This is a genomic window from Pseudoduganella violaceinigra DSM 15887 (genome assembly GCF_000425385.1).
GTDB lineage: Bacteria > Pseudomonadota > Gammaproteobacteria > Burkholderiales > Burkholderiaceae_D > Rugamonas > Rugamonas violaceinigra.
The window spans coordinates 111,722-125,905 of record NZ_AUDI01000019.1; the positions used below are offsets into that span (position 1 = coordinate 111,722).

15 protein-coding genes are annotated in these 14,184 nt (G+C 61.9%); 8 read left to right on the forward strand and 7 right to left on the reverse strand.

The window, feature by feature from the left end; translation table 11 throughout:
• Positions 1 to 25 precede the first annotated feature (25 nt).
• On the forward strand, positions 26 to 541 hold the full coding sequence (locus H597_RS36175; RefSeq protein WP_035374043.1) for a prepilin-type N-terminal cleavage/methylation domain-containing protein: 516 nt from the start codon (positions 26 to 28) through the stop codon (positions 539 to 541).
• Between the two features lie 47 nt (positions 542 to 588).
• Here H597_RS36175 and H597_RS33265 read toward each other — a convergent pair whose 3' ends face one another.
• Genes H597_RS33265 through H597_RS0112700 form a run of 5 tightly spaced genes read right to left on the reverse strand, consistent with a single transcriptional unit; the run spans position 589 to position 5,374 of the window.
• On the reverse strand, positions 589 to 1,074 hold the full coding sequence (locus H597_RS33265; protein ID WP_051293745.1) for a hypothetical protein: 486 nt from the start codon (positions 1,072 to 1,074) through the stop codon (positions 589 to 591).
• Positions 1,071 to 1,955 carry a prepilin-type N-terminal cleavage/methylation domain-containing protein gene (locus H597_RS0112685; RefSeq protein WP_035374046.1) on the reverse strand — a complete coding sequence of 295 codons (885 nt, stop codon included), beginning with the start codon at positions 1,953 to 1,955 and terminating at the stop codon, positions 1,071 to 1,073. Before H597_RS0112685 ends, H597_RS33265 begins: the two co-directional genes overlap by 4 nt.
• 2 nt (positions 1,956 to 1,957) lie before the next feature.
• Positions 1,958 to 2,437, reverse strand: coding sequence for a prepilin-type N-terminal cleavage/methylation domain-containing protein (locus H597_RS0112690; RefSeq protein WP_028102477.1), 480 nt, complete (start codon positions 2,435 to 2,437; stop codon positions 1,958 to 1,960).
• Complete coding sequence (locus tag H597_RS33270; RefSeq protein ID WP_051293746.1) at positions 2,427 to 2,906, reverse strand: pilus assembly FimT family protein; 480 nt, start codon at positions 2,904 to 2,906, stop codon at positions 2,427 to 2,429. The genes H597_RS0112690 and H597_RS33270 overlap by 11 nt, the downstream gene beginning before the upstream one ends.
• The gene (locus H597_RS0112700) at positions 2,903 to 5,374 is read right to left on the reverse strand and encodes a DUF6701 domain-containing protein (protein ID WP_028102478.1); all 2,472 of its coding nucleotides are present in this window, start codon (positions 5,372 to 5,374) and stop codon (positions 2,903 to 2,905) included. Before H597_RS0112700 ends, H597_RS33270 begins: the two co-directional genes overlap by 4 nt.
• Positions 5,375 to 5,580: 206 nt before the next feature.
• On the opposite strand from H597_RS0112700, the gene H597_RS0112705 reads away from it, so the two are divergent.
• From H597_RS0112705 to H597_RS0112735, 7 genes are read left to right on the forward strand one after another with little or no spacing between them, the layout of a single operon-like run.
• A complete protein-coding gene (locus H597_RS0112705) occupies positions 5,581 to 6,483 on the forward strand; it encodes a type IV pilus biogenesis protein PilM (protein WP_307579671.1) in 903 nt (300 codons plus the stop codon).
• Positions 6,480 to 7,142 (forward strand): hypothetical protein, encoded by a 663-nt coding sequence (locus H597_RS0112710; RefSeq protein ID WP_028102480.1) that lies wholly within the window; start codon positions 6,480 to 6,482, stop codon positions 7,140 to 7,142. The genes H597_RS0112705 and H597_RS0112710 overlap by 4 nt, the downstream gene beginning before the upstream one ends.
• On the forward strand, positions 7,139 to 7,804 hold the full coding sequence (locus tag H597_RS0112715; protein ID WP_028102481.1) for a type II secretion system protein M: 666 nt from the start codon (positions 7,139 to 7,141) through the stop codon (positions 7,802 to 7,804). Before H597_RS0112710 ends, H597_RS0112715 begins: the two co-directional genes overlap by 4 nt.
• The gene (locus H597_RS0112720) at positions 7,801 to 8,160 is read left to right on the forward strand and encodes a hypothetical protein (protein WP_051293747.1); all 360 of its coding nucleotides are present in this window, start codon (positions 7,801 to 7,803) and stop codon (positions 8,158 to 8,160) included. The genes H597_RS0112715 and H597_RS0112720 overlap by 4 nt, the downstream gene beginning before the upstream one ends.
• Before the next feature lie 35 nt (positions 8,161 to 8,195).
• Positions 8,196 to 9,965 carry a pilus (MSHA type) biogenesis protein MshL gene (gene mshL / locus H597_RS0112725; protein ID WP_083941069.1) on the forward strand — a complete coding sequence of 590 codons (1,770 nt, stop codon included), beginning with the start codon at positions 8,196 to 8,198 and terminating at the stop codon, positions 9,963 to 9,965.
• Entirely contained in the window at positions 9,965 to 10,873 is a 909-nt protein-coding gene (locus tag H597_RS0112730) for an ExeA family protein (RefSeq protein ID WP_028102484.1), read from the forward strand. Before mshL ends, H597_RS0112730 begins: the two co-directional genes overlap by 1 nt.
• The gene (locus H597_RS0112735; protein WP_028102485.1) at positions 10,870 to 11,973 is read left to right on the forward strand and encodes a tetratricopeptide repeat protein; all 1,104 of its coding nucleotides are present in this window, start codon (positions 10,870 to 10,872) and stop codon (positions 11,971 to 11,973) included. The genes H597_RS0112730 and H597_RS0112735 overlap by 4 nt, the downstream gene beginning before the upstream one ends.
• Here the strand turns inward: H597_RS0112735 and H597_RS0112740 are convergent.
• Together H597_RS0112740 and H597_RS0112745 are read right to left on the reverse strand one after the other, a co-directional pair.
• Positions 11,970 to 12,959, reverse strand: a complete 990-nt coding sequence (locus H597_RS0112740; RefSeq protein ID WP_051293749.1) for an HD-GYP domain-containing protein — start codon at positions 12,957 to 12,959, stop codon at positions 11,970 to 11,972. The two genes, H597_RS0112735 and H597_RS0112740, sit on opposite strands and share 4 nt — an antisense overlap.
• A gap of 17 nt (positions 12,960 to 12,976) precedes the next feature.
• Complete coding sequence (locus tag H597_RS0112745) at positions 12,977 to 14,131, reverse strand: pyridoxal phosphate-dependent aminotransferase (protein ID WP_028102487.1); 1,155 nt, start codon at positions 14,129 to 14,131, stop codon at positions 12,977 to 12,979.
• Between the last annotated feature and the right edge of the window lie 53 nt (positions 14,132 to 14,184).

The following is a 14,184-nucleotide window of genomic DNA, read 5'->3' on the forward strand; positions in this document are numbered from 1 at the left end:
CACTCACAGTATCTGGAGAAGCTTAATGAAACAGTCTCAGACCTCGAAGCAGTCTGGTTTTACCCTGATCGAATTGATCGTGGTGATGGTTATCCTCGGCATCCTGGCGGCGACTGCGCTGCCCCGCTTTATCAATATGGGCGGCGATGCGCGTGCAGCCAGCCTTGCGGGTGCCCGCGGTGCGCTGAATTCCACTGTTGCGATGGTTCATGGCCGTTGGCTGGCAACGGGTTCCGGCGCGGCAGGTAACGTGACAGTAGAGGGCAACCTGGCCGTACCGGTCGACGCCTTTGGCTATCCGACCGCCACCGCGGCGTTGCTGACCGCGGCAGGCATCGATGCAGCTGACTATACGATTTATGCAGCGAGCAATAATGCGGCGGGTACGCCCGCGAATAGCGCGAGCCAGATTTCGTTCGTTCCGCGCAGTGTCGTGGGCTCGGCCGCCGGTGCCACCTGCTTCATCCAATATACCGCTGCCGTTAATGCGAATACGCCGCCCGTGATTTCGGCTGCACCGGCCGCTGCCAACTGCGGCTGATCGTAGCGCGCTCAAAAAAGCCAGGCGTGTGCCTGGCTTTTTTATTTTTAGCAGGGCGTGCCGGTGGCCAGTCCAGCGGCGTTGTTCAGCGAACAGGCCGTCACGACGCGGCTGCGTTCCGTATAGTCGAGGCCGGTCACGCGCGCGATGTCGGGGCAGGCGGCTGAATTGCAGGCCACCGCTGTGATGGTGTAGGAGGTTTTTCCCTGCGGCAGAAATGCGCCCGGATTGGCCGGGTCCTCCATCTCGCCTTCAAAGAACACCGTCGATGCGCAGCTCACCGTGACGTTGAAGCCGTTACCCACATTGATGGTCGTCGCGGCCGCGCAGTTCTGACTGCGCAGGGCGCGGTACATGCCCCATTCGGTGCCTGCGCGCGCCGCTTGCCAGGCGCGCGACGAGAGCAGATCCTGGTTGGCGCCAGTTTGCTGCGTTGTCGACAAGCGCGCCGCCGCTACGCCGAGTGCGGCCAGTACGACCACAATCACGATCGCTGCGATATAGCCGAAGCCTTGTAGTTGCCGGTTCTTCACGGTGCGTTATCCACGATGACGCTGAAGTGCAGGCGGACATTCTCATTGGCTTCGGTGAGCGTCAGATCCACTTCTGCGAGGCCGCTTAATTGCGTCGCGCCCGGATTTGGCGTGAAGCTGATACTGCAGGCGGACACTTTGGTTGCGACGACCGGGGTAACGCCTTGCGTCGCGGTGGGGCAGGTCAAGGGGGCCGCGCCAATGGCATGTCCCCAAACGCGATAAAGGATGCCGCTACCATTGCCTTTTGCATCCAGGCCGGCATTGCTGCAAATGTAGGCGACCACCTGCTGCGCCGCGGGTACGACGAAGAAGCGTGCACCATCGTATCCCCTTGGAACTGGCATGGGGGTCTGAAGTGTTACGCGCCTGATGCCGAGGCGAGGATCCGGCGGCGGTCCGAGATCGGCGCTCAGACGGCCATGGTTGGCGACAGTGTAAACATCTGAGTAGTTCTGGTTGCCGATCAATATCCAGTCGTTTTGGGCGCCCTCAGCGGCAGTGGTCGCGTCGAATGCAGCGACAGTCATGCCTGGCGTGGCGGGCTTGGACTGGTCGGCTGCGGCGGGATGCGCATTGTCCCAGGCAACATCGCGATCAGTACGGAAGCGTCCTCCGCTCGAAGATGGAAGCATGCCGATGCAGGGCCCTTGGCTGCTGCTGCGTATGTCGACCGAATTCGGTACCGAAATCCGGATATCGCGCGACATGCGGCGCATCACGCCGTCCGCTGCGTCGGTCAGCATGGCGCGGCGCGAACTGGCGAAGTAGTTGTTCAGCGCTGGCATGAAGAAGACCACCAGGATGCCCGCCAGGATGCCGGTAACGACCATGACGACGATCAGTTCAACCAAAGTAAAGCCGTACTGCGATGACTTCATGCTTAAGCTCCGCCGAAATTGCTGCGCCAGCCGACAAGCTGGTAGCTGTTTCCGCCGTTCTGGACGGTGACCGTGATCTGCCGTGTATCGCTTGCTGGAATGCCGCCGCTCAGGATGCCGCCGGCGCCATTCACGACCTGCACGCGGACGGTGTATCCGGCAGGTCCAGGCGAACCGTCGATATTGCAAACGGGGATGCCGCTTGCGCCGCCGTAGCCGTTATAGTCGTCGACGTCGTCGAAGCTACTCCTGTTGCAGCCGTTTGCGGGCAGCCCGCCCGGGCCTGCCAGGAAAGGCTTGAGCTGGATTTCTTCCATCATGCCGTCCGCGATGGCGGTCATTTGCTTGGCGATCATCGGGTCCGTGCTCGTGACTGCGGTACGCGAAAGTACGCTGAGTACGCCCGCGAGGCCGACGCTGATGATCACCATGGCGATGATCATTTCCACCAAAGTGAAGCCGCGCCGGCGCTTATTCCACATGGCCGGTACTCCCGTCGATACCGACATCGGGCTGGCCGGTGATACTGATCAGGCCTGTCGCATATACAGTTCCTGCACCATTCATCGTAATTTCGCCGGACGGCTGGAAGAATATCGGTACACCGACCAATGGTCCGTTTTGCGCGCGTTCTGTGCCGTGGCTTGAGTATGGCGAGCCGTCAGGACTCGAAAATGTGCGCGCATTGGCGCCGCAAGCCTGGTCGCCGGGGCTCAGCGCAATCTGCAGCTGCACATTCTGGGCGTTGACAGTTGCACAGACCAGGCGGCGGTGGCTCACGGCGCTTTTCTGTGCGTGGTGCAGGGCGCTCAGCACTTCATTGCGGTAGGCTGAGGATGTGAATGCATCTAGCTGGCCGATGCGCGGCACGGCGATTGCCGCCAGGATGCCGATCACCACCATGATCGTCACCAGTTCGACGATGGTGAAGCCTGGCGCGCGGCGCTTCAATTGAACACCTCGCGGCCATAGATCGTCGAGCGGTTTTCAGGATTGGTCGCGCCGAATGTGGCGCGGGCTGATGGGTCCTGGGTCCAGTTGGCGTTGCATGAACCATACAGTGACCGCAGCCAGGACTGGTTGGCGCCCGTACTTGCCGGGCGCGGCGCCACCAGGCAGGAATTGTCGGCGGTGGTGGCACCGAGGTTGGCGGCAACGTCGATTGTCCCCGAGCCATTCTTGTCGTTGGCGGCATTGCTTGGCTTGCTCAGGCGGATACTGCCGCGTCCTGCTTTGATGCTGGCGCCGAGCGAAACGGAAACACCCGTCATCAGGGCGGGTGGGGACAGTGCAAACGCACCAGGCGGCAATACCGTCGTATCGTCTGCAAGGTGAAGCAGCCATGAATTACCCGAATAGTATTCGGCCCTTATCGGGACATCGAGATCCCGGCCACGGCTGCCAAAAGAGTTGCTGATCCGGATGCGCCCACTGCGGATTTCGATCTTCGCTTCGCTGAATCCTGATGAACTTGTACCGTCCGCGTCGGTGGCGCGAACGACTATTTTGGTCGGCTTGGTGAGCGGCGTAGCGAAGGTGTAGCGTGGGCTTCCGTTGGCCGTGCCTTCGCCCGCAAGCGTGAAGGCGCCTGCCAGCAGCGTGTCAGTGGTCATTGATCCCGGGCCGGGATTTGCGGTGCCTGCAGGCGCATCGCTCCATGCCGTGAAGCTAACGTCGCGCGAAAAGAGATCGCCGCCTTTGACGTAGTAGTTTTGTGTGGGGGAACCGGCCGCGTTCAATGCGTTCACCTTGACGCCGAAGGGCTGGCCGGAATAGGCCCAGGTGGCGGCAGGTTCCAGCACGGTGGTGAAATGGTGTGGGCGGAAGCGGCCGAACGCGCCGGTGCAACCACTGCCCGCTACATTGCTGCTGCCGGTGATCGTACGTCCAGTGGCAAGATAATTGGCGCTGGTTGCCACGATGTCGCCAGTTCCGGCTTCATCCCATGTACTGTCGGCCGAATCGGCGGAGCCGCCGCTGAAGGCGCCTAGTGTCCCGGAGAAGAGACCGCTGTCCCCGTCGACCGGCTTACATTTGATGAACGAAAGGTCCACGTGCGCAGGCGTCGATTCCCGGCCAAAATTCGGCGTGGCCGCCGGGCTGGCAGCACCATTTATTGCCACGACCCTGGCATTGAACGGGGCACCCGCAGCGATTGTTGCCGCATGCGGCGTCGGCCAGTTGACCTGGAAACTAGCCGGATAGGCGGTGAACGAGTCACTACCTTGCATGGATGCCGTGGCATATTGGGCGGAGAGCTGGATCTTGCCTGCATCAGGATAGGTCACGCCGATCTGCGCCTTGGCGCTGCTGTCGAAAGCCAGGTCGAGCGCTTGCGCGTTGCCGCTGTTGCAGGTCAACGACTTGCTTACGCCATTGCTTTCGACCAGGACACTACGGGTGTTTCCGGGGGCGGCGCTTGATGGATCGACGTACGTGCAGGTGAGTGCGACAGTTTTGGCGCCGGAGAATGCCGGGGCGCAGGAATTCGACCCCGCAAGCTTGATGGCCGAAACGGTAACAGTCTGCTTTACCGCTGCAACGTGATCGGGCACATTGAAATCGAAGCCTGAATCGTTGTAGACATGCTGGCAACTGGCCGTCGCACCGTTCCAGCATGCCGTGCCGGCAACGTCGGTGCCCAGCGTGATGCTCTTGGTGCCGCTGTATGGAACGGCGATTGTAGTCGATGTCTGCCCAGAAGGGATCGTAATGGCATAGCTTGCGATGACCGCGCCAGCGGCATTCTTGACCTGTAGCGTTCCGTTTGCACCGGACGTCGTTGTCGGGCAAGTGCCGCCGCTGGCCGCGCTTCCGCATGCCCAGACTGTAATTTGGGAGGGCGCACAGGTCAGGCCCGTGCCCGCATGTTCGACCAGGAAATGGTCTAACGATGAGGGCGGCGTGACCTTATGACAGTTGTAGTTGGTGGTCGTGTAGGAGCAATCGCCGGTGATACTGCTGTTTTTGTCTACCGTGAGGTCGTTCTTGGTAAAGACATCGCCGTCGATTAGGGAGTTTTTGTCGATGCTGATGTCGTCGCCCGAATTCAGGTCGCCATAAAGGATGGTGTTCATACCGAATTTCATGCTGCCTGTAGATATGATGTCCAGATAGCCGTTCATGTCTTTCGCAAAGGTCACCTTGCCTTTGACGTCAAGCAGCAAGGCTTTGCCCTGCGGGATGATGAAGTTTTTTGCAGCCGAAAAATCGCCATTGACGTGCACGGTGATCGGGGCCGCGATGACGATGTATGCGTCCTTGGAAAAATCCATGGCCGGGCAGTTGTATTGGCCAGCGGAAGCGAGGGTGCAATTGAAATCGGCGCCGGTCAGGTCTGCTGGCCACGTGTAGCTCTGCGCATGCGCCAACGTCGCTGCGCACCACAGGAAAATGGCGATGATCGCGCGGAAAATCATAAGCAATCAGACCATGTGGCAACAGAATGTGTCAAGACCGTAACACCACAGGAAAAATAAATTGATAATTGGTGAAAATTTGGTAAAAGTGTAATGTAATCTTGAATATAATCAATCGTCTACGTCGCGAAGCTCGCGTAACGTTTTCTTTCTAGATTGGCGGCATGCGTTTCTTCTCTAAGACAAGAAAAAAAGAAGGCATCCTTGTGACGTCATTCCACGCAGATGGCATCTGTGTGGCACGCGTCGAGCGGCAGCCTGCCGCCAAACCAATCGTCAAACTTGCAGCATTCCATCCCGCCGCACCGAGCCTGTCGGCCGACGCCTTGTCGCGCGCGGCACGCGATGCGCAGGCCAATAACTATGTGGGCTCGACCCTGCTGGCCGGCGGCGAATACCAGCTGCTGCAGGTGGAGGCGCCCAATGTGCCGCAGGACGAGTTGAAGACGGCCGTGCGCTGGCGCCTGAAGGACATGCTGGATTTCCATGTCGACGATGCCACGATCGATGTGCTGGACGTCCCGGTCGACAAGAGTGGCGGCAACCGCACGCATTCGATGTTCGCCATCGCAGCGCGCAATAGCCTGATCCAGTCGCGCCAGGATATGTTTGCCGAGGCCCAGGTTCCTCTCTCTGTGATCGATATTCCCGAAATGGCGCAGCGGAATATCTCCGCGCTCATGGAGCCGGAAGGACGCGGTCTTGCCATGCTGTCTTTCGATGCGTCGGGCGGCCTGTTGACGGTGAGCTTCAACAAGGAGCTGTACCTGGCGCGCCATCTCGATGTGACGCTGGAGATGCTGCAAGAGCATGACGTCGAGCGCCGCCATGCGGCCTTCGACAAGATCGCGCTGGAATTGCAGCGTTCACTGGATCACTTTGACCGCCAATACCACTTCATCTCGGTATCGCGCCTGATGCTGGCGCCGACCGGCGTCTCTTCGCTGCAGGATTTCCTGTCCGCCCAGGTGTATATGCCGGTTGAACCTTTCGGGCTGGACGAGGTATTCGACCTGTCCGAGGCGCCGGGACTGAATTCCCTGGAACAGCAGGTGCGGCATTTCCTGACGCTGGGCGCGGCCCTGCGCCACGAGGAGCTTGTGCTGTGAGCCAGCAGATCAACCTGTTCAATCCCATCTTCCTCAAGCAGAAGAAGATCTTCACCACCTCGCATATGGCGCAGACCCTTGGCCTGGTGGCGGCGGGAGCCTTGCTGCTGGCCGCCTACGGCGCCGTGAAGACCTCGCAGCTGGAAAAACATGCGGAGGCCGGCAAGGTGGCGTTGGCAGCGGCGGAAGCGCGCCTGGCGCAGGTGGGCAGGGAGTTTCCTCCGCGCCAAAAGAGCAAGGCGCTCGAGGCGGAAGTGGTGCGGGTGCAGGGCGAACTGAAATCCCTGCGCGAAGTGCAGTCGGTGCTGCAACGGGGCGAATTAGGCAATACCGCCGGCTACTCGGAGTATTTCCGCGCCTTTGCGCGCGAGACCATTCCCGGCGTGTGGCTCACCAATGTCAACGTTGTCGGCGCAGGGAAAGAAGTTGGGCTTGAGGGCAGGGCGCTGCAGCCCGAACTGTTGCCCGGGTATATCCAGAAGCTGACCCGCGAAGCCGTCCTGCAAGGGAAAACCTTCGGCAGCCTGGAGATTTCACGGCCGGGCGCGGTGGCGCGTGCCGGAACTGCGGCGGCGGGTGGTGCAGAGACTCCGTCCACGCCCTACGTTGAATTCCGGCTTGCGGCGCAGCCCGCGCAGGCGAAGGAGGCGGCGAAATGAAGGCGCAGTGGGCAAAAATCAGCGCTCGCATCGATGGCATGAGCCTGCGCGAACGCATTGCCATGTTCATTGCGGCCGTGGCGGTGGTACTGTTTGTGATCAATGCGCTCGTACTGGAACCGCTTTTCGCACGCAACAAGGGATTGGCGGAGCAGATCCAGCAGCAGAATGCGCAGCTGGAGGCGGCAAACGCCAGCGTGGCCGCGCAGATGGCTGCGTTCAATGAAAACCCGGATGCCGCCACGCAGAAGCAGTTGGCCGAGATGAACCGCGAAGCGGCTTCGTTGGCGGGAGGGCTGCGCGCCATGCAGCACGGCCTGGTCGCGCCGGAGAAAATGGGCCAGCTGCTGCAGCAGTTGCTGCGCTCCAATGGCAAGCTGAAGCTGCTCTCCCTACGGACGCTGCCGGTCAGCGGCATGGGCGGTGGATCCAGCGACCCGAAGGCCGCGCCTGCGCCGCGGGAACTGCTGTACCGTCATGGCGTGGAAGTGGTGCTGCAAGGCGGCTATCTCGATATGCTCGATTACATGGAAGCCCTGGAAGGCTCGCCGCAGCAAGTGTTTTGGGGCCGGGCGCAACTCGATGCGCGCACTTACCCGTCCTCCACCTTGACATTGACGCTGTACACGATGGGGCTGGACGAAAAATGGATGACGCTATGAGCGCGCGCCTGATTGCCGCGGCTTTGCTGGCTGCGCCATTGGCGGCGGCCGCACAATCGCACGTCGGCCTGGTCGACCCCACTCGGCCGCCGCCGGAAATCCTGCAACTGCAGTCGCCGGGTTCTGTTTCCGTGCCGAGCGGGCCGCATAAGCCGGTCTTGCAATCGGTCCTGGTCGGTAAAGGCCATGCGGGGCGCGAGGTTGCCGTCATCGATGGTGTAGTCGTGCGTAAGGGCGAAAAATTCCAGGATGCCGTGCTGGAGGAAGTGGGGGCGAATGTCGCAGTGCTCCGCCGCGGCAAAAAGACCGAGACGCTGATTTTATTTCCCCTTGCGGCAAGCGGCCGCAAGAAGTGAGAACGACAATGCGAAACTTCCTCAAGCAGGCAAGCATGCTCTCTGTAGCCATAGCGCTGGCGGGATGCAGCATGGACCCGCCGCGCGATACCTACAATAAGATCAACCAGGAGATGGCGGCCGTCAGCAAACAGGCAACGTCGGCGCCGGCGCAGCCCGATGCGGTGGCGAATGCCCTGGTGCCGCCGGTGAGCTCCCTGGCGGGGGCGCTGCCGCAGGCGCGCACGGTGATGGAAGAGCGTTTCAATGTCGCCTTCAATAATGTGCCGGCGCAGCAGTTCTTCAATTCCCTGGCGGCCGGTACGCGCTACAACATGCTGGTGCATCCCGAAGTGTCGGGAAACATCACCGCCAATCTGCGAGATGTGACCATGGCCGAGGCGCTGGACGCGGTCCGTGAGCTGTACGGCTATGACTACCGCATTGAAGGCACCCGCGTCTACATTCGTCCGCTGAATGTCCAGACCCGCATGTTCCAGGTAAATTACCTGACGGCGCAGCGCCTGGGAACGTCCAACTTGCGCGTGAGCTCGACGTCGGTGTCCGATGTCGCCGGCAACAATAGCGGCAATAGCGGCGGTAACGGCAACAATAGCGGCAACAACCAGCAGAATAATGGCCAGGACAGTGGCAATAACCAAGGCAATAGCGGCTCCGGGGGCCGCGTACGCGATGCCAGCAACGTCATGACGCGGACCGAGTCCGATTTCTGGAAGGAGCTCAAGCTTGCGCTGGAGTCCCTGGTGGGCGGCAAGGAAGGCGGCCGCTCGGTGGTGATCAGTCCGCAGTCCGGCGTGATCGTGGTGCGCGGCATGCCCGATGAATTGCGCGCGGTCGACCGCTACCTGCGTGCGACCCAGTTGTCGGTCGAACGGCAGGTGATCCTCGAGGCGAAGATACTGGAGGTGGAATTGAACTCCGGCTTCCAGTCGGGGATTAACTGGGCGGCCTTTGGCAGCGGTAATAACCATAAGATTTCGGGCGGCGTGGTGCAGCCTGGCACGGGCCTGGCCGCCTTGCCCCGCAACGGCGGGCGCAGTGCCACAGTGGACCCGATCGGCAATACCGTGAGCGGGCTGGCGGCGAACAGCGGAGTCAATCTCTCCAACGCGGCGGAGGCGGCCGGCACGTTGTTCGGCATGGCTTTCCAGACCAGTAATTTCGCGGCCCTGATTTCCTTCCTGGAGTCGCAAGGCACCGTGCATGTGCTCTCCAGCCCCCGCATCACGGCCACCAATAACCAGAAAGCCGTGCTGAAGATCGGCACCGATGAGTTCTTTGTCACCGGCGTGAGCACGACGACGACGACCAATTCCTCCGGCAACGGCACCGTATCGCCGAATGTGACGCTGCAGCCGTTCTTCTCGGGCGTGGTGCTGGATGTGACGCCGCAAATCGATGAACACGGCAATATCCTGATGCACGTCCATCCGTCGGTAAGCCAGGTCTCGACGGTCAACAAAAGCGTGAACCTGGGCAGTGCGGGCAACCTGAATCTGCCGCTGGCGTCGTCCACCACGTCGGAATTCGACAGCCTGGTGCGCGGCCAGGACGGCAAGGTGGTGGCGATCGGCGGCTTGATGCGCCAGGCGACCACCAGCGACCGTTCCGGCGTTCCCGGCGTGGGCGGCCTGCCGGTGATCGGCAACTTGTTCAGCAGCCGCCAGGAAGTGCTGCAGAAGCGCGAACTGGTGGTACTGATCAAGCCGACCATCGTGGAGGGCGAGGACAGCTGGAGCGACGACCTGGTGAATGCCGAGCGCCGCATCAAGGCCCTGGACCCGGCGCGCAGGGGAGAGCGCTGATGTACCGCCAGCACTTCGGCCTGCGCGAGCTGCCGTTCGGGATTACTCCCGACACCTCGTATTTCTTTACCAGCGCCCATTCGCAGGAAGCCTTGAATACGCTGCTCGTTGCCGCCCGCAGCGGCGAAGGCTTCATCAAGATCACGGGCGAGGTGGGCACCGGCAAGACCCTGTTGTGCCGCAAGTTCCTGGCAACGGTGGGCGAGGGCTTTGTTACGGCCTACATCCCCAATCCCTACCTCGAGCCGCGGACGCTGATGCTGGCCCTGGCCGACGAGCTGGAAGTGCCGCTGGAGCGCGATGTCGACCAGCACCAGATGCTGAAGGCGATCACACAGAAGCTGATGGAGCTCGCCGGCAGCGGCAAACAGGTGATCCTGTGCCTGGACGAGGCGCAGGCGATTCCGGTGCAGACCCTGGAAGCCCTGCGCCTGTTGACCAATCTCGAAACCGAGAAGCGCAAGCTGCTGCAGATCGTTTTGTTTGGCCAGCCGGAGCTGAACCGGCACCTGGAAGTGGAGTCAATCCGACAACTGGCCCAGCGCATCACGTTCCATTACCACATGGGCGCGTTGTCGCGCGACGACCTGGACTTTTATCTGGCGCACCGGCTGCGCGTTGCCGGCTTCACCGGAGCGCGGCTTTTCAGCCAGGCGGCGGTGAAGCGGATGTATGCTGCCAGCAAGGGCATTCCGCGTCTGGTGAATATCGTGGCCCATAAATCCCTGATGCTGGCTTATGGCGAGGGACGGCAGCGGGTTGAGAAGAAACATGTCGAGATGGCGGCCCGGGATACCGTCGGGCGGCCGGACGGCGCTGCCAGCCGACGACGGCGTTGGCCCTGGCTGGCTGCCGGCGCAGTAGCCTTGATGGCCGCGGGCGGTGTCGCGTGGGCGGTGCTGAAATGAGCTTGATTAACAAGATGCTGCAGGATCTGGATGCGCGCGGCGCGGATGGCGAGCGGAGCGCCGCATCGTCCATGGTGCGGCCGGTTGGCAACCGTTCAGGCGGGAGTCTTTCGCCGGCGGGCATCGGTGCTGGCGTTCTTGCGCTGGCGGTGCTGGTTGGCGGCGGATTCGCGGCATGGACGTATTTCCGTGGCGCTCAGCGGCCGCTGGCAGCGACAGCGGCCGCTCCCGCATCGTCTGTTATCAGGAAAAGCGGGCCTGTGGCCGCAGCGGCGGGCGACGAAGGACCGCCTGTGGTACCGGGCGACATAACGCCCGAGGCGCACCAGGCCGCCGGGGAAAAGCTGGCGCGCAAGTTGGAGGAACGCCACGCAGCCGCACAGCGCGCGGCCGAAGAAGTGGTGCGTCTCAACGATGCGCAGCCCCGCGCCGAGCGGCGCCAGGAGGTCCGGCGCGACACCGTTTCGCCCGCCAAGCCACAGCCCAAGGCACCGGCTGCGAGCGTGATCGCGGAGGGGGGGGAAGCGGCCCTGAACTCGCAGCAGCAGGCCGAGAATGAATATCGGCGTGCGCTGGTAAAGCTGCAGGAGGCGCGTGTCAGCGAAGCGCTGGCGAGCCTGGAGCAGGCGGTCTACCTTTATCCGCGCCATGAGGCGGCCAGGCAAACCCTGATCGGCTTGTTGTTGGAGGCGGGCCGCACGCAGGAAGCAATCCGTCACCTGACTTTCGCCACCAACCTCGATCCGCGCCAGGTGCATTTGGCGATGCTGCTGGCGCGGATGCAGCTGGAAAACGGCGGCAACGCGCTCGATACCCTGAAACGCAGCCTGCCTTACGCAGAATCGAATGCCGATTACCGGGCGCTGATGGCGGGCATCCTGCAGCGGGCGAATCGCCATGGGGAAGCTGTCGAGCACTACCAGGCGGCGCTCCGGTTGCAGCCGGCCAATGCCGTATGGTGGATGGGGATGGGTATTTCGTTGCAGGCCGAGCAGCGCGGCGCGGAAGCGAAAAGCGCATTCCAGCGCGCCGCCGATTCAGGCCGGCTGTCGCCGGAACTGCAGACTTTCGTAGAGCGCCGCCTGCAGCAGCTCAATTAAAGCGCCGCTTGCGCGCCCCAGATCTGCTTCATGCTGAAGCGCAGCTCCGCCTGGTCCTCGGTAAGGGCTTGGTGGATGGCGCAATCGGGTTCGTTGGTGCGGCGATGCACAGATGCGGGCAAGGTCTTGCCGGCCGCATCGCGCATGCAGTGCACTTCCAGCACGCCGTCGCCGTTGTCGCGGCAGGTGACCACGCCCAATTCCCCGTTGGCCAGCCTGACCAGGGCACCGGGAGGGAATCTGCCGACCTGGCGGTGGAACTGGTTCTGCAATTCGGGGTCGGCCGGGTGCGCTGGATCGTGCAGCAGCTTGTCGAGCGCCTCGTCGGGCAGCATCGAACAGCGGTAGTTGCGGGCCGAGACGCGTGCGCAATAGCGGTCCGCCAGGCTTAGCAAGCGCGCATTATGCGAGATCTGGTCGCGTGTGATGCCGGAAGGGTAGCCGGTGCCGTCGTCGTTCTCGTGGTGCATCAGCACGCAGGATAGCCACTCGTCGTCCTCGACGCCCGCGTATTTCAGCATTTCCGCGCTGTCTTCCGGGTGGCGCCGCACGATCGCCATTTCCTCGCTGTTGAGCAGGCCGGGTTTGCTCTGGAAATTATCATGGTGGCGTATCATGCCCACGTTCATGGTGAGCGCCGCCGCCGTCAGGGAAATCACTTCGTCGGAGGCCTTGTCCATGCCGCGTGCGACCAGCACCACCACGATGGCGGTCTCGATGCAGTGGCGCACCGCATAGGTGCCCGCAATCTGGTTCAGGAACAGGCAGGCCAGGGCCACATCCGGATTCAACTCGACCGCGCGCACCACTTCCCTGGCGATATTGCGCAAGTCGGCGTCCGCATTGCGCTCGTTGCGCAAATCCCCCAAGAGCTTTTCCAGGCGGCGGTTGGCCAGGTTCAGTTCATGCAGGACCGACGGCGGCGGTTCGAGCCGCGCGCCACCTTCCATGCCGAGGTCCTGCAGGCTGTTCATGTAGCGGTTCATGGTGATCCCCAGAATTTTTACACGCGCGCCAGTCGCTCCAATGCAAGCGCCAGCGTCTCGTCTTTCTTGGCAAAGCAGAAGCGCACAATGCCGGAATCCTTGCCGTCGCGGTAAAACGCCGAGACAGGGATTGCGGCTACTTTGATTTCCGCCGTCAGCCATTCGGCGAATTCGGCTTCGGTCTGGTTCGAAATCCGGTCGTAGCGCACGCACTGGAAATAGGTGCCGTCGGCTGGCAGCAGTTCGAAGCGGCTGTTGGCCAGCCCCTTGCGGAACAGGTCGCGCTTGCGCTGGTAGAAAGCGGGCAGGGCGGCATACGGGACCGGATCCTGCATATAGGATGCGATACCGTGCTGCATGGGCGTGTTGACCGAGAATACGTTGTACTGGTGGACCTTGCGGAATTCGGTCGTCAGCGCCGCCGGCGCGGCGACGTAGCCCACTTTCCAGCCCGTTACATGGTAAGTCTTGCCGAAACTGGAAACGATGAAAGAGCGTTCCGCCAGCTCCGGATAGCGGCACATGGACTCATGGCGCTCGCCATCGTAGACCATATGCTCGTAGACCTCATCCGACAGGATCAGGATGTCGGTGTCGCGCACGATTTCGACCAGCGCTGCCAGGTCGGAAGCGCGCAGCACGCTGCCGGTGGGGTTGTGCGGCGTATTGATGATGATCATGCGGGTGCTCTGCGTGATCGCAGCTTCCACACGGCTCCATGGCACGCTGAAGCCGCCGTGCTTCGCCACTTCCATCTGCACCAGCACCGGCACACCGCCGGCCAGCTCGATGGCGGGCAGGTAGCTGTCGTAGGCAGGCTCGATGACGATCACCTCATCGCCCGGATGGACGCTGCACAGGATGGCCGTGGTCAGGGCTTCCGTCGCGCCGGGGGTTACGGTGATTTCCGTATTGACGTCATAGCGGTGGCCGTAGATGCGCGCGATTTTTTCGGCGATGGCCTGGCGCAGCTCAAGCGCGCCGACACCGGTTGGATACTGGTTGAAGCCTTCGCGCATGGCGACGGTGACCATGTCGACCAGTTTCGGGTCGCAGGCGAAATCGGGGAAGCCCTGGCCAAGATTGACTGCGCCATATTGAGCGGCCAATGCCGACATGCGCGAAAAAATGGTGGTGCCGACGTGGGGCAGGCGGGAAGTCAGTTGTTTCATTGCGCTTGGAAAGTGGACATTTTTTCCATTCTAGCGCAGCCAAATAAAACAAG